Origin of the sequence: Methanolobus mangrovi (assembly GCF_031312535.1) — an archaeon.
Taxonomy (GTDB): Archaea; Halobacteriota; Methanosarcinia; order Methanosarcinales; family Methanosarcinaceae; genus Methanolobus; species Methanolobus mangrovi.
On the sequence record NZ_CP133594.1, the window covers coordinates 1,883,030 to 1,901,533 of the forward strand.

Consider the following 18,504-nt stretch of genomic DNA (forward strand, 5'->3'; position numbering starts at 1 on the left):
TATAGGTGTTATTTTAGATTGAATCCCGGTGGATGAATATCCAATACATTCAAATAAAAAACAGATAGAGTGGACTCCATAAATAAAATAGATACATTCATACCCAAATTGGACACCATATATGGAGTACAACTAAATTTGTCTTATGGAACAACAAAAATGATTCAATATTACTGGTAAAGGAAAAGTGAAAATATAGGATCACTCTTTTTTCTCTTCACTGAGCTTCCTGAGCATACGCATGTTTTCCCTATGAAGGGAAACTACAAGATCACTCAGCATTCCAAAAACGAACATCTGGAAACCTGCGATGATAAGCAAAGTCGTGAGAATGGTCATTGGGATACGTGTTACCCCATGGAACCATTCGATAACAACATAAGTGCCAGTGATCAATCCTGACAAAATTAAAGATCCGCCAATTATACCAAAATAGAACATAGGGTTATGCATCTTCGCCATTTTGTAAATGGTAGAGCCTATCCTGAAACCATCCTTTAGAGGATTTAACTTTGTGGCGCCTTCCGAATGTCTTGCCAGATAGGTGGTTGGAACTTCAACTATCCTCAGGTCTTTCTTTACACTCTCAATGGTTATCTCGGATTCAATCTCAAATCCTAATTTTTTCAATTCAAATGATTTGATAGCCTTCCTGTTGAAAGCCCTGTATCCTGTGAGAATATCATCGAGCCATACGCCGTAGGCCAGACCGAAAAGCTTGTTGATTATTTTGTTTCCTATAAGATTAAGCCTGGTAAATGCTCCTTTTTCATAGTCCACAAGCCTGTTGCCCATAACATGGTCTGCTTTCCCTTCAAGAACTGGAGCAAGGACCACATGCACATCTTTGGCCAGATTGGTACCGTCACCATCTGCCATTACGATATAGTCTTCCTCGATAAAATCAAACGCCTGCTTAATAGCCTGTCCCTTTCCTTTTCCGGTCTGGACTATGACCCGGGCACCTTCGGCTTCCGCTATCTCGCGGGTCCTGTCCTTGCTGTTGCCATCTATAACAAGTATGTTATCAAAGCCTTCTGAGCGGAAGTCCCTGATAACCGGGCCTATGGTAGCCTCTTCGTTAAGAGTAGGCAACAAAATGCAGACATTCTCGTTTGTCATTTCTAGAAAAAAGAAATAATAGGCCTTAAAGCAGACCCATGCTGTCAAGCTGCTGTCTTACGACCTCAACACCCTGCTCACAGTTCTCAGGGGATTTACCGCCAGTGACCACAAGCTTTCCTGAACTGAAAATAAGCACAACGACCTTAGGATCGTCTATACGGTAAACAAGACCAGGGAACTGCTCCGGTTCGTATTCAATGTTCTCAAGACCAAGACCAATAGCAATTGCATTAAGGTTCAGTACTGCCTTAAGATCTGCAGAAGCTACAATATTCTGAACAGTTATCTCAGGGTCCTCTATGGTCTTTATTCCAATACCATTGAGCTTCTTTGCCATGTTGCCTATGACAGTATGAACATCAGCTACATTCTTTGCGCCGGTACAGACTACCTTACCGGAAGTGAACACCAGAAATGCGGCTTTAGGATCAGTTACACGGTAAACAAGACCAGGGAATTTCTGTTTGTTATATTCCGCACCCTCAAACTCAGCTTCTATCTTTGTAAGGTCGAACTCCTCTGCAAGCTTGGTAGATGCAACCACATTTTCAATTTTGATGTTATAATCTGACATAGTATAATCCTCATATTAAAAGCATTTAAAGCGGGTTGGTTATATTCAACAATTCAATATATAAAGTTATACCCTCTAGTTTATATAAGTATTTAAAGAAATCATAAAATTTCACTTTTTTGAAGCATTTTTCAATAAAACAGCTTATTTTCAGCTGTCTTCAAACTTCTTAAGTCCGTTTATAACAGCTTCATACTTATTGCAAACCCTTTCCAGCAAGTCACCATCCATAGCCTTATGAGTAGGTATAAGAATGTCAGCGCCTTCAGAAACTTCAACACCTTCAGTTGATCTTCCATAATCAGGAGCTATCATAATTCCCGTAGATGATACACCCAGACGCAGGTCACTGACGATGCGCGCAACCATCTCGGTAGCAGGCTGGACTTTCTTACTGATGACAAGGGCCTTCGACACATAGCGCCCCTTGAGATCATTTATTGCCTCAATACTTGATTCGGACCTCTCAGTATCAGCTACGTTCTCAAGAAGTCTGATAGAATCAATAAGATCATCAAACGTTGTAGAACTCACCTCAATTATTTCCCCGTCATAGTATTTACTGACTTTTTCAAGGTAGCCTTTGGAGATAACAAGTTTATACACATCTTCAAGCTCATCCAGCTCCTCCTCGGTCGGATCATATGCATTGATGACCTTGTAGTCCCTGATACCACACATCCCCATAAGGGACTCATACATAGGAGTAACACCAACAAATCTCCTTCCAAGCCACTTGTTAAGACCACTCTGCCCGCTTTGAAGACGGGAAAGTTCAACTATCTTCTTCTTCACCAGGTCAGGGTCATCGGATTCAAGACCGAAATAATCCGCAAACAGGGAAGTAGTACGAAGCAGTTTTGTTCTTCCGTGTGGCACAGCTTCAACAAACCCCCGGTCCTTCAGTTCCCTTATGTGGTCATAAGCAGAATTACCCCTCATGTCCACAAGGTCTGACTGGATAAGTGGCTGATGATATGCTATCATTGAAAGTGTACGCAACATGGGCGCACTCAGTTCCTTTGGAGCAAGTGGCCTCACCACATCAGTATATTTTGGCTTCACCTGCATAACATAACGTTCACCAAGATCTATTATCTCAATACCCGTTTCTCTGGAAGAGTATTCCTTTAAAAGATCAAGCGCAACAGAAATAACATGTTTTTTTGGCTTGCCTAGCAGTTTTCCGAGGGTTAATGCATCAAGTGCCCCTCCGGCAGCAAAAAGGGCTGCCTCCATAACTTCCCGGTCACTCATAACTGTAAACACACCCCTTAAACAGCCTCATAAGCAGTTCTGGCAGGATAAACATACAATTCCCCAAATAGCTCTTCCTGAGTCAACCATACCTGTTTTTCAGTTGCAAGAAATAGCAACGAAACATAAGTCATAATGTTCTCAGACCTATCATCGGTCATCAGGTCAGAAAGCGGGACAAATTCATGCTCATTAAAGCATTCCTTTAACATTGCGGCCATGTCCCTGACACGCCCTAGTATGTCTTCCTCGTGAGCGATTCCCAGAACATCATCTGTCGTCACTAAAGACCGTTCTTCCAGTTTACGGTAAACACTGCGATCTTTCCTGCGTGTTTCAACCTTCTCGGCTTTGCGCAACTCAACAATAAGCTCATGAAGTGTAACCGGACGTGTAGCCCTGCGCCGGATTGGGAGTTTTGGAACTGGATATTCGTCAACCTCATAGAAATCCAGTTCATCATCCATCATTTCAAAACAGTCATCCACCTCTTCTTCCAAGACGATTCCAGTGGATTTCATACGGAGTAGAATCGCCGCATAGAGAAGTGTCCTGCCGGAGATGCGAAGATCCATCATCTGCATCACTTCGATACGCTCAAGGAACATATCAGTCACATTGACAAGGTCTATATCCCACGGGTTGATCGCACCGTCCTTTGCAAGATTCATGAGAATTTCCACAGGTTCACTAAGTACGTCTTCCGTGAACTCCAGATGGGATTCATCAACACCAAGCCCCCTTAAAGTGTCAACAAATGCTGAATCAATAGTATACGGTAACGAAACATTAGCTTTCAGCGCAATATCCGGTGCCTGGACCATTTCTATGTCTTCTGCCATTTCGTTCAACGTAATTTCACACCCGTAATACTTGTAATATTATTTTCCTGCATTGCAACTCCAATTGTACGCTCAGCAGCCTCTATCATCGGTTTTCTGAGAGAGACAACTATGAACTGTGCATTGGCAACTGCCGTTTTAACTCTCTGCGCAACCTTTCCGGCATTGGATCCATCAAGGAACATGTCAATCTCATCGAATGCATAGAAAGGTGCAGGCCTGTACTGCTGGATAGCGAAAACAAATGAAAGGGCAGTAAGACTCTTCTCACCACCGGACATGGCTTCCAGACGCTGCAGGGTCTTTTCTTTTGGCTGTGCCTTCAGTGTCATGCCACCTGCAAAAGGATCGTCATAATTATCGAGAACCAGCTCACCGATACCATCAGAAAGTTCATTGAATATTTCCTTGAAAGGCCCGTTTATACCATCATAGGTTTCCATGAAAGTATCTTTTTTGAGCTGCTCATATTGTGTTATGCGCTCAAGTATCTGCTCCCTTTCCGAGGACAGAGTGTCACGCCTTGTAACAAGTTCATCGAGCCTTGCCTCAACCTCGTCATATTCATCTATTGCACGCATGTTAACAGGTTCAAGACGCTCCATTGCCTTCTCGATAGAACCTATCCTTGTGCGTACGGTTTCATAATTAGGAACTTCTTCAGATTCCTCGATTCCACGCCTCTGGATCTCTTCTGCAAGTTCAACAACCTGCTCCTCAAGAGCATCCTTTGTGGCTTTCAGGGCCATCATCTGGCGATTGCCTTCATCGAACCTGAGCCTTATCTTCTCAAACTCTTTCTTAACAGAAACATGTTCTTCATGCAGTTGGGCACGTTCCAATTGCAGTTCCTTTAATTTTTCAGCAAGCTCTGTTTCACGCTGCTGTTTTTCAAGGAGAGATGCCTCAAGTTCAGTTATCTTGACCCTGAGATCGGCCACACGTTGCTTATGTGTGGCTTTCTTCTCATCCATTGATTTGATAAGTTCCCTGTTTTCCTCGATCTTTGAAGACGCGTAATTGCGATCAAGATTAAGCGCATTCAGTGTGGAATCAATGTCACGAACACGGCCATCCAGACGCCTGATCTCTTCATCAAGCTGTTCTGCCTGCCTGTTAAGTTCCGGAACTTCAGAACCTTCTAGTTTCTTTTCCAGTACCTCTATATCCTTTTCAAGTGACTGGACAAGTTCTTCCTTTTCCTGCTTCTGGACAACTGTCTGGTCCATCTCATCCCTGAGCACCTTGCGTGACTCTTCTATCTCTGCAAGTTCCTGAGCTTTTGCTTCAATTAACTGGGTAAGACGTTCACTCCTACCTGATATCTCTTCAAACTGCATCTGCTTCTTGGAGATCTCCTTATCGTGCTCATGAATCTCACGGTTGACCTGAGAGAGATGCCCTTCTACCTGATCCAGCTTCTTGATAGCATTGCTGCGTCTGGAATCATACTCGGTTATCTTTTCAGCAATCTTTACAAGCTTATCTTTCTCAGAAGCAGCGAACGAAAGACCAGTATTCTGCTGCTGGGAACCGCCCACCATTGCACCGCTCTTTTCAATGACCTCACCTTCAAGAGTGACCATCCGCAGACCACCCATAAGACGACGTGCATTTGTCAGGGTATCCACAATGAGAGTGTCCCTGAACACATACCAGAAAGCAGCTTCGAATTTCTTATCAAAATCTATAAGGTCGATGGCATAGCCCACCACACCGTCCCTGTCAGAAAGGTCTTTGTACGGCCTGCGGGCTTCCATTTTGTTCAATGGAAGGAATGTAGCCCTGCCACCTCTTCTTTGTTTGAGGAAAGCTATTGCCCGGGCAGCATCTTCATCATTTTCGACAACAACTGCCTGCATACGTCCACCAGCGGCAATTCCAAGGGCATTGGAATATTTCTGGTCAACACTGCCGAGTTCTGCTATAGTACCATATATGCCTGGTAAGCCATGGTGTTTTTTCTCATTCATCACCATGTCCACTGATTTGGAATACTTGCTGTGGTCCTCTGCCGCACGAACACGGACCTCTATCCTGGCATAATCATTCTCATACTTGCGAAGCTCGTCTTCAATTTCCTTTACTATGACCTTTAACTGGGAACGGTTGAGCTCAAGGTCGTCAATATCCTTGGTAAGAACATCTATCTTCTCATTGAGCTTCTCTATATCATATTGAACAGAAAGTGTGTCACTTCCAGAGGATTCCGATTTTGATTTGGCATCTGCGATCTCACTCTCGATATCACGGACTTCCGCAGACTTTCGCCTCAGAGAATCAAGCAAGCGGTCTTCCTGACGCATCAGCTCATTTTTCTCATTCTTCAATGTCTCAAGTTTAGACTTAAGAGTACTGAGCTCGTCCCTTGTCTGGGCAAATTTGGCATCGACATCTGCGATCTTACTCTGGAGAAGCATGCGCTCAGTCTTGCGCTCGGACATTTCGGACAGGATGCTTTCCTTTCTCATTGATTCTTCTGAGATATTGGAATCCAGCCCTTCAAGCTTACCTTTTATCTCATCGATCTCAACAAAGATCTTCCTTCGCCTTGATTCGACATCCTCCATTTCCTTTTCAGAAAGTTCAATGGTGTCAACACACCTTGAAACTTCACCCCTGATACCTTCGATATCCTTTTTTATCTGGATCTGCTCATCTTCACCCATTCTCTGGATGTTCAGGGTCATTTCCTCAAGATCCTGTTCAAGCTTCTCCACACTAAGCCTTTTGGCATCAAGGTCAAGTTCCAGTTTTCCAAGAACATCATCCTTGGCCAGGATATCATCAGCAACAGACGACAGTTCTACCTTAGCATCCTTGAGCTTTGCAAGCAGGACAAAGCCCTCGAATTTCATTTTTTCTTCTTTGAGAGATTGATATTTCAGGGCCTGGTCACGCTCTGTTTTGAGTTTCTCAAGTTGCTGGCCAACCTCATCGATGATTATATCTACTCTTTCAACCCGCTCTCGTACGATCTCAAGCTCACTCAGTGCCCTGTCCCTTTTACTGTCAAACTCAGCAACACCGGCGATCTCATCGATGATCTTACGTCTCTCGGTAGGAGTCATATTGATGATGCGTGTAACGTCACCCTGCATCACAACATTATAACCTTCAGGAGTAACCCGGGCTTTTGCAAGATAGTTATGGACATCCGTAAGACTTGCGGCTTTCCCGTTGAAATAGAAATAACTGTAATATCCGGAATCGGTCTCACGAATCTTCCTTGTGATTGTGATCTCGTCTGCATCATATGGCATTTCACGATCAGTATTATCGAAACGAATCGTCACCTGTGCAAAATCTGGCTTCTTCGAGCTTTCGCCATTGTATATAAGATCAGTAAGCTTTTCAGCCCTCATAGTCCTGGAACTTGATAATCCCAGCACAAAGAGAATACCATCTATGATATTCGATTTACCACTGCCGTTTGGACCCGAAATTGTGGTAAAACCATCAAAAAAAGGTATTTTTACCTTTTTCCCGAAGGATTTGAAGTTTATAAACTCAAGTTCCTTTATATGCACGCGATTCCTCTGTTTTTATAAAAATGATTATTTTCTTCGTGTAACTATCACGACAGCATCTTCATCTTCGCGCGCCTCAATTGTCTCATATTTAGAGGATACGGCTTCTGTTTGTTCTTCGCATGAGGATTCACCTTCCTCTGCAACAATATATTTACAGGAATCCCTATCCTGGCGTGAGGTCCTGTCAATCCGAAGTTTGCGCTCATCATCTGTTTCTGCGATGATGTATTCAGACCTGCGGTCGGGTTCAGGCATTTCAGGTTGCTTTACAGAAGGAACTTCCCTTACATTGAAACGCAGATTTGGAGACGAGGCGGGCTGAACATTTCCCGATGAAGGCTCTGATTCATCAGACCTGATCGAAACCTTTGTGTTGAATGGTTTTGCTGAAGGTGACGTTTCAGCCGAAACTGAACGAAAAGAAGGAGAAGGCGATGAAGGAATCGCTGATAATGGGGATACGGGCTTTGGTTGTGAGGTAGTTACTGAAGGTGCGACCGGTTTAGGTTCTGGTCTGTAAACTTTAGGAGTTGCTGTTGGAACTGCTGATTCCTTTACAGGTTCAACTGAAGATTTCTGCTCCACTTTATTTTCGCGGGGAACAGGTACCTCCTTCATGGAACGGATCATTGACTTTTGATCAAGGAGTTCATCCATGACACCATTAAGATTGCTGCTAAGAGTCTGAACTTTACGTTCGAGTTGCGCAATTCGATTATTGAAATCAAGATCGTTCTTAAGGTCACTTCTAATCTCCCGTAATATAGATTCACGGAGATTATTCTTGATATCATCTAATTCTGTTTCTTTTTCCTTGAGCTGCCGCTCAAGGCGTTCAATCACAAAGTCCCTGTTTTCAGTATTCATGAAAAGCCTCGCAAATCCATTCAGTCCCTCATCGCTGCTATACGACAATACCACTTTAATATATGAGTAAAAGTATAATATATCTTATGGTCGCTAGATGTATTTTTTTCAAGTATTAAATAAGTATTCACTTCAACTCATCTTGCATATATTGCCGAATTATTGGTGACAGGGTCCTTCTCTACAGCAAATACATGATCAGCCGAGTCAATAAGTGATTCGTCATGAGAAACTATGAGAATTTGTGCAACCCCTATATCCCGCATCATATCTATGAGCTTTATCAACTGATGCACATGTCCCCTGTCAAGGAACACTGTCGGTTCATCCATGATAAGAGGCGGAAGCCCTGCACCATCATGAGATGATGTGCCCAGTGAAAGCAGGCGGTATATGGCGCAGCGAAGTACAAGATTAAACAAAGCACGTTCTCCACCACTTAGGAGCTTTGGTTCAAGGGCAGTGCCATCCTTTTCAAACACTGTCAGATTGTAATCAGCATCCAGCATCACATGAGAGTATGCATTATTGGAATACATAAAAGAGAATATCTCGTTGATCAGCCGGTCAAGTGTCTGTATGTTACTGGAACGCAGTTGTGCGCGTATGCGCATATACATGCTCTCAAGGTTCTCAGCATCAGAGTAAACGGCATTGAGATACTCAGCCCTATTCTTCAGAACATTGAGATTCTTCTTAAGGTCTGAAAGCCGCACCCTGTCATTTTCAGCCATTCCGGCCTTCTTCATGACATCATCTTTTTCAAGCTTCAGCCGGTCAATTTCCGAATTGATCTTTCCAAATGCAAAACCATAGTCCCTGTTAAGGGATTCAAGTTCTGTTTTATTGAACTTGCCTATTTTATCCTCAATTTCCTTCAGGGATTCTTTCTTCTCACCAATCTGTCCGTCAAAGAGCAAAACCATTTCCTGAATGCTTTTTATTTTGTCATTCATCTGCCTTATTTCTGAATTGATCTTTTCAAACTCACCCAGTATCTTCTGCATTTCCCGGGCAAGACCAAGACTTTCAAGGAACTTTGAATGTTCTTTCAGGACAGATTCTTCATCCTGCCTTATCTGCATGACCTTTGCTTTTGTCTCATCAAGGGACTTCTCCAGAGACTCTTTACCGGACAACAGTTCCTTGATCTTCAGTTCATCTTCCTTTAAGCGCAGGCCATACTCTTCAATTCTCTTATTATCCCTCTCAATAGCCTCTTTTGCAGAATCAATACCCCTTACAACAGTATCGATCTCTGATTTACAACCACGGGCTAACCTGACCTTATTCACCCTGCCTTCGGCTTCAGTCTGTTTGACCTTGAGTTCGGATAATTCAGTTTCCAATTTCTTTACTGTTTCATTATCAGAAGCGGTTGATTCTTCTACACAGGAACCTTTCAGATCCTGACCGCATGTAGGGCACTTACCGGCTTCCAGTAGCTGTTTTGAGCGTTCCAGCCGGGTCTTGATTTCGGAAATTTTCACCTTCAGCTCAGCATCCCTGCCATGGAATCTCTTCTGCTGGTCATTAACAAGGTCGAGAACTTCATCAATGTTTTCAAGTTTTTCAAGACTGAAACCCAGAGACACTATCTTAGATACGATATTCTTGTGTTCACCTTCAAGTTCTTCAATGCGGACCTTGTGAGTTCCAATCTCAGAAAGAACACTTTTTATTTTGGATTCGACATCCTTCGCCGCATATTCAATGGATTTTGCCTGTTTCTCCAGATCTTTCACAGACTGACCCATGTTAAGGAGGTCCTTTTCATAAACTGCCCTTTTACTTTTCAGATCGCTCAGCGAGTCCCTCAAAGAACGCTCTTCTCCATCCAGCTTCGCAACCAGAGACTCAACATCTTTTGAATCGGCTTTTAACTGTGACCCTATTTCGGATACTCTGACCTGTTTTGATTCAAGAAGGTCTTTGTGGGTATGTATGTTCTTTGAAAGAGAATCTATAGAAACGTATGATTGTGATTTTCTGTCAGTCAGGTCCTTTATCTGTTGCTGCACAGATCCTTTCCTGACGGAAAGTTCGTTTAATTCAGATATCTTTTTTGTAACATCATCTATGAGAGAACGTGTCCGGTCCCTCTTTTCATTCAGAGAGGAAACTTCAGCATCAATTTCCCCGGACCTTGTCCTGAGAGCTGACAGCCTTCCAGCCGGATCAGTATCCTCGATGAGCTTGATTTCACTGGCAACTTCTTTACTACGCCTTTCGTTATCCCTCTGATGACGCCCTACACCTACTCTGGCACTTGAAGCTCGTTCCCGGTACTCTTCCAGTTTACCGAGCTGCAGAAGACCATCTATCATTTTCTGGCGGTCCTTTGGCTTGGAATTTATCAGGACATCAATTTCACCCTGACGTATGTAAACACAGTTCCGGTAAGCCTCTTCATCCATATTCAGAAGAGATGTTACTGCTTCGTAGGTTCGTGTTGCCTGATCGAATATTATTTCCCCGTCCTTCATAAAGACAGATTTAGTATTGGAAGCGCGCCCTTTTTCCGGGTCATTCCGGAAAGATTGTTCCACAGAATAATTATGACCGCTCTGCTCGAATTCAAGTGAGATAGATGCCTTTGAAGCACCTTTGGTAATGATATCGGAAAGTACAAAATCCCTATCCAGCGTCTTGCTTCCGAAAAGTCCTGTAAAACATGCTTCAAGAAGACTGGACTTGCCACTGCCATTAACACCTGAAACAACTGTAACACCGCTCTTAAATGAAAGATCAAGCTGCTCATAGCTTCTGATATTATCAACTTTCAGTCGTTTTAACATCACAGGTAATCACCCAGATTGTACTGGCGGGGTTTTACAGAGTCCTGAGTCTTTTTATCCTTACTCTCTGACTCTTTTTCATCCTTTTTGATTTCTGAAGGAATTTCAGCGTTGACTTTCGCATCTTCTGCCACAGACATTTCAGCAGTATCTTTGCCAGTTATATTTTCAACAACAACATCTGCCATTTCAGAAACAACGGTCTTTGGCACTTCACTTACTAAGTTCTTGTTTAATGTGTCTTCTTTTGATTCTTCCATATCTGCCATGATATTTACTTCAGCTAACTGAAATGTCTCAACTTCTTGTACATCTGCAGAGAGAACATAGGGAATATCACTAGGAACAGATTCAGTAAAATCAATCTTTTCAAGCAACTGCCCTAATTTGGTTTCAGCTTCATCATCCACTTTTGTCTTCACAATCTGTGGATCCCGTATTATATCATCAAGAAGCAAGCCGCCAGCTGTAAGATCCATTTTTTTGATCTCTTCCTTGACAACATCATCCGGGTCGGAAAAAGATACTTTCAAAGAAGCATCATCCAGTGTATCGACCCCTGTACGAAGGTCTTTTATCCCCGGCACCAGTGCACCTCTTGCCAGAAGGAACTTCTCTATTTCACTGAAATCCAGCTTTGCTTTAACGTCACCCGAAATCTCTACGAAGACAACTTTCTGAGCAATATCATATTCCATTACTGTGGAAAATACATCATCGTGAGCATTCGGAGCTTCTGTGAGCGTGACAGGTATGAATACAAATTCACGTGTTGGAATTACACGTTTGCTTATCTCGATCCCGCCCTCTCCAATAGTGACGATGTTATACGCTCGTGGTTCACGTTCGGAAGTACTGTTCCTTTCAGTACTGCCACAGTAGGTAACCCATGCATCACTAACTGTTATGACCTCGTTCTTGTGATTGTCTCCAAGAAGAACTGCATGAACATCAAAAGGAATTGATTCAATTACATCTTTAATATCCCAGTCACCGAAGGCGAAAGGCTTTACCAGCTGGTGCATTGCAAGAAGATTGTACCGTGCATCAGTTGCTTTGCCTTCAAATACAGAATAATCGAATAAAGGTATCTTTGTCCTGGGCACACTATCAATACCATATAATGCAACCTCACCAAGCCTGTAAGGCTCAGTGCCAAGACGAGTCACAAGACCAAGGCTGCTGTAAAGATCAAGCCACTGAGTACTCTGCTTGCTCTCATGATTACCAACAATTGCAAGAAGCGGGATTCCTGCACTTTTCAGCCTTGAGAACAGCCCCATGGCATCAAGAATATCGTCAAGTGTGGGATTCCTGGAATCAAACAGGTCACCTGCATGCACCACGGCATCCACGTTCATACTAATAGCATCATCTACAACAGTGGAAAAAGCATTGAGAAAATCCTGCCGGCGCACATCACTGTGATACTGCCGGTATCCAAGATGGGTATCCCCTGTGTGGACTATCCTTATCTCATCCATCAGGGACTATGATATGTATTTCCAGTTTTTAATTGTTTGGGCTCAGGACTTCAATGCATATATGAGAAACAAAATAGAGAAATATAAAATAGATTCTACAATTATTTTTTATATAATTAGCTACTAATTATAATGGGACATTATGGATAGCAAAGGCCAGATAACTATAGACTACCTGATCAGCATAACTGTTTTTATGTTCGCAGTTATTTTTGTGTTCAACTACACTACAGGAATATTTACACCATTCCATTCTAATTCTGATGAAGTTACATTAGTTGCTGACAGAACCTCAACTGTCCTTGTAGAAAAAGTGCTGAATGAAGGCGATGAAACAGTCCCTAACATGGTTAATTCAGCAAAGGTTGATGATTTCTTTGAAGACCTGGATGATAACTATGAAAATACCGTATATCAGCTTGGCCTGGAAGGATCATACCTCAGGTATGACCTCAACGTTACATTAGAGAATGAAACCGGAATGATCAATATGACTGGTAAGACAATACCATCCGGTGTCAATGTAGGCCAGACAAAACGAATAGTCTTACTGAAAGATGCAGGTACAGGAAGCACAGAAGTTGCAATAATGTCATTCAGGGTGTGGTAATGTGATCTGGAGATTATTTGGAGAAAAAGAGAGCACGCATGCCCAGATGCATACCCTTGAAGCTATGATGGCAGCACTGATCATGATAGGAGTGATAGTGTTTGCCGTAGAGGCAACCTCACTCACACCCCTGACATCATCAACTGCAAACGCACATATTGAAGCCCAGTTACAGACCATGGGGCAGGATATGCTGAATGTACTATCCTACACTTCTTCCGGCCAGGACTCTGCTCTCAAGAACGATGTGAAGAATTGGAACGGGACGGAATTCGTATGGAACGGAACAGAATACAGGTCGACAGATTCCAGTAACACCACTCTGGTAAATAGTTCCCTTGCTGACATATTTTCGTTTATCGCAATTCCAAGAGGAATTGCACATAATGTCCATTTTACGTGGACAAATGATGATGGTGTCACAATATCAAGATCTTATATCTACAATGGCGACCCATCCGATAACGCAGTAATTGTCTCAAAAAAAATACTCCTGTCTGACCCTGATATCGGAAATACATCATCATTCATGGTAAATACAGGCATACCTGATGCAGACAATACTAGTGATTTTTACAACATTGTCAATGTTAAAATGACACTCTGGAGAATGTGAGAACATTGAAACGTGATGGAATAAAAGAACTTGATGAAAGAGCACAGTTGCTCCTGATAGCAGGATTTGCAGTAGGAGTAGGTATAGTAGTGCTCACTATCATGTTGAACAACGTAATATATGCCAGTAACATCGCCTCAGAATCAAGCATTGACACTTCACGTTATGACATGGCAAATACAGTTCAGATGACATCAGAAGCTTATGAGGATGCTTACAGATATGCCATAGAAGGTACAAATCTGAACTCTACAAAATTTGAGCAGTATCTGGACGAATATTCAGAAACCGCATCCAAAAATTATGCACTATCGGGATTGACCTTTAGCTTTGAGAATAATACATTATATGAACCATACTTCAGTCAGAATGGACTTGTGGATGGAAATCATGACTGGACAGTTATCAGTAATGTCAATACCACTGATGTATTCCTATTGGACATACCAGACCCTGCTAAATTAGGAAATAGTTCTAACAGCTTGTTAGTGACAATTGATAATGAATCGGAAACTATCTGGTCTATGGAACTGTACAACTCCAATGGAACCATCAACATCAATGTTTCATACCAGTCATCAATACTAACATATACAGCCTCCAATTACACTTCTATCAACGTGACCGGTAATGAAATCAACAACGTTAATAAGGTATTCCATTTTGAAGATAATACAGAAGGAACTGATTATTCGATAAATATCTTCAATGGTAGCAACACTGTAGGATACTGCACCTTTTCAGGAAACCTGACATCAGGAGAAGAATTTGTATTTGCAAGGCATAGTGTTGTCAATCCTACAGTTACCATGTCATCCAGTGAGATGAGCGTTACCCGCAATCTGCCAATATCTTTGCCAGGGAGGAACATATGAAACTACGGAACCTGAGTAATGATGAGAACGCGGTGTCCATCACCATCGGATTCATACTTACCTTTTCAATCACAGTCCTCATGCTTGTGACAATACTCAGCTCATTCTATTCGCTCATGGACCAGGCAGAGCAAACGGTCATGCGTGATGAATTTGAGATACATGGAAATGATATTGCTGTACGTATTGCAAACATGGACACAATGGTCGGAAATGCAGCAAATTCAGGATCAGAGGTCGATGAAATAAGGTACGAACTGTCCCTTCCGGACAGGATTGCAGGAAAACCATATTCTGTAGAGTTTGACAACAGTAGCAAAGACATTGTATTCGTATCCGAAGAAAGAGACAACACGATAGTAAAAGTACCATATTATGCAGAAAATACAGTAGTCCTTTCAACCACATTGTACAGCCAAAAGGGAGAGTTTATGATGACATACACACCCGGAACAAATGCCATAGAGATATCCTGAGAATACGGAAGGTCACATGAAAATTACAGGAAGAAAAAGGTTGTTCCATTCCGATGATGCAGTATCGGAAGTTGTAGACTTCACAATAACACTCGGACTGATGCTACTGGCAATTAGCATCATAGGTATTGCAGGATATCCCATGATCGAGCACATGAAAGAATCTGGACATGAGGAGAATATCCGGCAAAGTTTCGCAGTCCTTACCCCCAACATGAACAAAATAGTGTTTGGTAAAGCCCCCTCCCAATCTGTAGAATTAAAACTGCATGGCGGCCTGGTCTCTGTCACAGGTAACAGCTACATGAACGTCACAATGGACACATGGAATCAATCGAGTTCCTCAAACGAAACGGTTTCTTTTGAAAGACAGCTGCGCATGATAGAAAATGAATACAAGGACGCATCCTTTGCTTATGAGAACACAGGAGCATGGGCTAAATACCCACAGGGAAGGGCTGTAGCAGTGGAAAAACCTGTTTTTGCATATGATGACAGTTCATTGGTAATACCCATGGTTACAATCACAGGTACTAAAGGAATAGCAGGAGAAGGACTTATCCGTGTTGTATCAGATGGTGGTCAGCTTTCAGTTGAGATGTACGAAAATGTGTCAAGAGTGGAAATAGCAATCTCAAGTGATTACTACGAAGCATGGGAAAAGTACCTGGATAATTCAATTGGAATGCAGATACTGGATGTTAATACGAGTTCCAGAACCGTACGTGCAGAAAAAGATTACAATCCAAATATAGACGTCTTCATTTCAACATCCCCTATGAGTGTGACCGTTGAGTAAAAAATGGTGATATAATGAGTGCCTGTCTCTTGAAAAAGTTCATAGAATCTGAAAAAGCCGTTTCACCCATAGTAGGAATGATAATAATACTTGCAATGACGATCACATCTGTCAGTGTGATTTTCCTTTATGGAGTTCCTACCATATATGAAATGCAGGACATGGCAAATGCCCAGAAAGTGGAGCAAGCCTTCACAGTATTCGATTCAAGGACAAGCAAAGTCGCACTGGGAGAATCCCCTAGCCAGACAACATCATTTTCCATGATGGATGGAGACATAATAGTAAAGGGAGATAACGCATCATATGAAGAAAGCCGGATAGTCATTATATCTGTGGATATTAACGCATCATGGTACGACGGTTTCAAACAGCAAAGATATAGATGGAAAGGATGGGAGGACTATGTCGGCAATGAAAGTATGAATGAGTTCAATGCTTCCATGGGAAGTATCGTCTACACCAATAATGACAGGATAATTGGGTATGAAGGAGGAGGAGTATGGTCCAAATACCCAAATGGTAAATCAGTAATGATATCTCCGCCGGAATTCCACTACAATGGTGAAACTTTGACACTTCCCATCATGAAGATAGAAGGAGATGCAGTATACAGTGGGAAATCTGATGTTAGGATTACAATAAGCTCCGATAATCTTCCCGCAGTATTGTATCCAAACCCTTCCTCAGATTCAAGAAGAACTAATCCACTTACATCCGATAAAGTAATGATCTACATTAAGAGTGAGTTCTACAATGCATGGGCAGATTATGCAAATTCACTTGCATATGCCAGCGCTGAAACAGATGATGCAAACCAGACAGCCATCGTTGAACTGGAAGTTATTCCTGCCATGGGAAAAGATACATTGAAAACAGCTTTCAAAATAGGTTCAGTTAATCAGGACAATTCTACACCAATGGGGAAATTCTCTTTTGATCTTGAAGCAAGGGCATCCCAAGGACTCAACCCCAGTAACTATCAAATCACTGCAACATCAGGAACAAGGACATTAACATACACACTTGCAAAGAAAGGTGGGAATGATCAGCTCGAAATAGGCCTTATTTATGAAGATGTTGCTCCGGGCGGAGGAATTGAGACATGGGAAGGAGATGGTGAATTTGATGTAAGTGGCGCAAATGAAGAACAATCAGCTACTGTAGACCTACTTTCCACAACAATGACAATGAAGTATGATGCCAAGGATGGCGAAGAATTCTCATGGGGAAACAATACATCCATTAGTATCACACCTGATGTTGATTATAGCAATGATGCACCCGAATCCCTATTCATCTTGACGCAACATTACATGAAACTCCTAACAATGGAGGGATCAGTAGTCTTTAACCTCATACAGCCCGGAAATTCAGATCCTGTAGATTATGATGAATCCAGCCTCACATTATACTATGACGGTATGCCAGGAAGTATAACATATCTTCATGTCAGCAGAAATGACCTTACAGCTACTCTAAACTGATGCGCAGAAAACACAATGTATTTACAATTATCCTTTTATATAATAACTAATGTATATATTGTGAGGAATTATGATTGATACCCGTGGCCAGATGCACATAGATTACCTTATAGGCATCGCTATTTTCCTGACAAGTGTCATATTTGTTTTTTCATATACTACAGGGCTTTTCACCCCTTTCCAGTCTAACTCGGATGAAGTGACGCTCATAGCCGATAGAATCTCAACAAACCTGATAGAGCAGAATATGAGTGCTGGAAATCCCCGAACACCTAGTCTGCTCAATGGTACAAAAGTTAATGATTTCTTTTATCAATCAAGTACCAATTATGAAAGTACCATTGATTACTATGGAATGCGTAGTTCCTATTTACGGTATGACTTCAACATCACATTAGAGAACATCGCATCAAACTCACTCATTTATTCTTCTGGCAAACCGTTGCCAACACAGGGAAACATAGGTCAGACTAAAAGAATAGTCATTGTCCGGAATGAAAATAACGGGAATGAAACCCAGAGAATTCTATCTGTGAGGGTGTGGTAATATGAACCCGAAAATAACCACACAGGTATTTAAAACAGATTCATGCGCCCAATTACACACACTTGAAGCCTTAATGGCCCTCATAATAATAACGGGAATAATAATCTTCACAGTACAGGCAACTTCACTTACTCCCCTTACATCCTCAACGGCAAATGCACACATAGAAGCACAGCTTCAGACCCTGGCACAGGATATGCTAACCGTGCTCGACCACTCCCAATCAGGACATAATTCCAGTCTCAAAGAAGACATATTGAACTGGGATGGAGATGAGTATGCCTGGAATTCTACGGCATATCATTCAGAGCTAAACAATACCCTTACGAGCAGTTCAACTGAAATACTAAAATCTGTGATCGTTCCCAAAGGTATAGCACATAATGTGGAATTTGCTGTGATCAATGATGCAGGAGCCGTAATGACCCTGCCTTACATCTACAATGGTGAACCCTCTGATAACGCTGTAACAGTATCCAGAAGGATATTGCTATCTAATTCAGACATATCAAATTCTTCCCAATTCCAATCATATACAGGCATAGCAGATGCCGATACAAGTACGGATTTCTATAACCTCATTGACGTTAAAATGACTTTATGGAGAATGTAAA

16 protein-coding genes are annotated in these 18,504 nt (G+C 42.1%); 8 read left to right on the top strand and 8 right to left on the bottom strand.

The window, feature by feature from the left end; all coding sequences use genetic code 11:
- Window positions 1-201: 201 nt before the first annotated feature.
- From aglJ to RE476_RS09120, 8 genes are all read right to left on the bottom strand, one after another.
- Complete coding sequence (aglJ, locus tag RE476_RS09085; RefSeq protein WP_309307326.1) at window positions 202-1,122, bottom strand: S-layer glycoprotein N-glycosyltransferase AglJ; 921 nt, start codon at window positions 1,120-1,122, stop codon at window positions 202-204.
- Window positions 1,123-1,147: 25 nt separating this feature from the next.
- The gene (locus RE476_RS09090) at window positions 1,148-1,699 is read right to left on the bottom strand and encodes a TATA-box-binding protein (protein ID WP_309307327.1); all 552 of its coding nucleotides are present in this window, start codon (window positions 1,697-1,699) and stop codon (window positions 1,148-1,150) included.
- Between the two features lie 150 nt (window positions 1,700-1,849).
- Window positions 1,850-2,956 carry an SMC-Scp complex subunit ScpB gene (gene scpB, locus RE476_RS09095; RefSeq protein WP_309307328.1) on the bottom strand — a complete coding sequence of 369 codons (1,107 nt, stop codon included), beginning with the start codon at window positions 2,954-2,956 and terminating at the stop codon, window positions 1,850-1,852.
- 17 nt (window positions 2,957-2,973) lie between these two features.
- Window positions 2,974-3,798: a ScpA family protein gene (locus RE476_RS09100; RefSeq protein WP_309307329.1), complete on the bottom strand. Its 825-nt coding sequence runs from the start codon at window positions 3,796-3,798 to the stop codon at window positions 2,974-2,976.
- 5 nt (window positions 3,799-3,803) lie between these two features.
- Window positions 3,804-7,328, bottom strand: coding sequence for a chromosome segregation protein SMC (gene smc, locus RE476_RS09105; RefSeq protein WP_309307330.1), 3,525 nt, complete (start codon window positions 7,326-7,328; stop codon window positions 3,804-3,806).
- A 27-nt stretch (window positions 7,329-7,355) separates the two neighbouring features.
- On the bottom strand, window positions 7,356-8,198 hold the full coding sequence (locus RE476_RS09110; protein ID WP_309307331.1) for a magnesium transporter CorA family protein: 843 nt from the start codon (window positions 8,196-8,198) through the stop codon (window positions 7,356-7,358).
- 137 nt (window positions 8,199-8,335) lie between these two features.
- Window positions 8,336-10,996 carry an AAA family ATPase gene (locus RE476_RS09115; protein ID WP_309307332.1) on the bottom strand — a complete coding sequence of 887 codons (2,661 nt, stop codon included), beginning with the start codon at window positions 10,994-10,996 and terminating at the stop codon, window positions 8,336-8,338.
- Window positions 10,996-12,480 carry an exonuclease SbcCD subunit D gene (locus tag RE476_RS09120; protein ID WP_309307333.1) on the bottom strand — a complete coding sequence of 495 codons (1,485 nt, stop codon included), beginning with the start codon at window positions 12,478-12,480 and terminating at the stop codon, window positions 10,996-10,998. Before RE476_RS09120 ends, RE476_RS09115 begins: the two co-directional genes overlap by 1 nt.
- Window positions 12,481-12,622: 142 nt before the next feature.
- On the opposite strand from RE476_RS09120, the gene RE476_RS09125 reads away from it, so the two are divergent.
- From RE476_RS09125 to RE476_RS09160, 8 genes are all read left to right on the top strand, one after another.
- Window positions 12,623-13,090 carry a DUF7287 family protein gene (locus RE476_RS09125; RefSeq protein ID WP_309307334.1) on the top strand — a complete coding sequence of 156 codons (468 nt, stop codon included), beginning with the start codon at window positions 12,623-12,625 and terminating at the stop codon, window positions 13,088-13,090.
- Window position 13,091: 1 nt separating this feature from the next.
- Complete coding sequence (locus RE476_RS09130; RefSeq protein ID WP_309307335.1) at window positions 13,092-13,706, top strand: DUF7288 family protein; 615 nt, start codon at window positions 13,092-13,094, stop codon at window positions 13,704-13,706.
- Complete coding sequence (locus RE476_RS09135; protein ID WP_309307336.1) at window positions 13,703-14,581, top strand: DUF7261 family protein; 879 nt, start codon at window positions 13,703-13,705, stop codon at window positions 14,579-14,581. The genes RE476_RS09130 and RE476_RS09135 overlap by 4 nt, the downstream gene beginning before the upstream one ends.
- Window positions 14,578-15,057, top strand: coding sequence for a DUF7266 family protein (locus RE476_RS09140; protein WP_309307337.1), 480 nt, complete (start codon window positions 14,578-14,580; stop codon window positions 15,055-15,057). Before RE476_RS09135 ends, RE476_RS09140 begins: the two co-directional genes overlap by 4 nt.
- Window positions 15,058-15,073: 16 nt before the next feature.
- Entirely contained in the window at window positions 15,074-15,856 is a 783-nt protein-coding gene (locus RE476_RS09145) for a DUF7289 family protein (RefSeq protein ID WP_309307338.1), read from the top strand.
- Between the two features lie 14 nt (window positions 15,857-15,870).
- Complete coding sequence (locus RE476_RS09150) at window positions 15,871-17,343, top strand: DUF7289 family protein (protein WP_309307339.1); 1,473 nt, start codon at window positions 15,871-15,873, stop codon at window positions 17,341-17,343.
- 70 nt (window positions 17,344-17,413) lie between these two features.
- On the top strand, window positions 17,414-17,890 hold the full coding sequence (locus RE476_RS09155) for a DUF7287 family protein (RefSeq protein WP_309307340.1): 477 nt from the start codon (window positions 17,414-17,416) through the stop codon (window positions 17,888-17,890).
- 1 nt (window position 17,891) lies between these two features.
- Window positions 17,892-18,503, top strand: coding sequence for a DUF7288 family protein (locus RE476_RS09160; protein ID WP_309307342.1), 612 nt, complete (start codon window positions 17,892-17,894; stop codon window positions 18,501-18,503).
- Window position 18,504: the final 1 nt, after the last annotated feature.

Coding starts and splice junctions, on each gene's coding strand:
- scpB (WP_309307328.1), bottom strand. CDS start 2,956: ATGAGTGACCGGGAAGTTATGGAGGCAGCCCTTTTTGCTGCCGGAGGG.
- RE476_RS09115 (WP_309307332.1), bottom strand. CDS start 10,996: ATGTTAAAACGACTGAAAGTTGATAATATCAGAAGCTATGAGCAGCTT.
- RE476_RS09155 (WP_309307340.1), top strand. CDS start 17,414: ATGATTGATACCCGTGGCCAGATGCACATAGATTACCTTATAGGCATC.
- RE476_RS09110 (WP_309307331.1), bottom strand. CDS start 8,198: ATGAATACTGAAAACAGGGACTTTGTGATTGAACGCCTTGAGCGGCAG.
- RE476_RS09145 (WP_309307338.1), top strand. CDS start 15,074: ATGAAAATTACAGGAAGAAAAAGGTTGTTCCATTCCGATGATGCAGTA.
- RE476_RS09140 (WP_309307337.1), top strand. CDS start 14,578: ATGAAACTACGGAACCTGAGTAATGATGAGAACGCGGTGTCCATCACC.
- RE476_RS09090 (WP_309307327.1), bottom strand. CDS start 1,699: ATGTCAGATTATAACATCAAAATTGAAAATGTGGTTGCATCTACCAAG.
- RE476_RS09100 (WP_309307329.1), bottom strand. CDS start 3,798: ATGGCAGAAGACATAGAAATGGTCCAGGCACCGGATATTGCGCTGAAA.
- RE476_RS09120 (WP_309307333.1), bottom strand. CDS start 12,480: ATGGATGAGATAAGGATAGTCCACACAGGGGATACCCATCTTGGATAC.
- RE476_RS09160 (WP_309307342.1), top strand. CDS start 17,892: ATGAACCCGAAAATAACCACACAGGTATTTAAAACAGATTCATGCGCC.
- RE476_RS09125 (WP_309307334.1), top strand. CDS start 12,623: ATGGATAGCAAAGGCCAGATAACTATAGACTACCTGATCAGCATAACT.
- aglJ (WP_309307326.1), bottom strand. CDS start 1,122: ATGACAAACGAGAATGTCTGCATTTTGTTGCCTACTCTTAACGAAGAG.
- RE476_RS09150 (WP_309307339.1), top strand. CDS start 15,871: ATGAGTGCCTGTCTCTTGAAAAAGTTCATAGAATCTGAAAAAGCCGTT.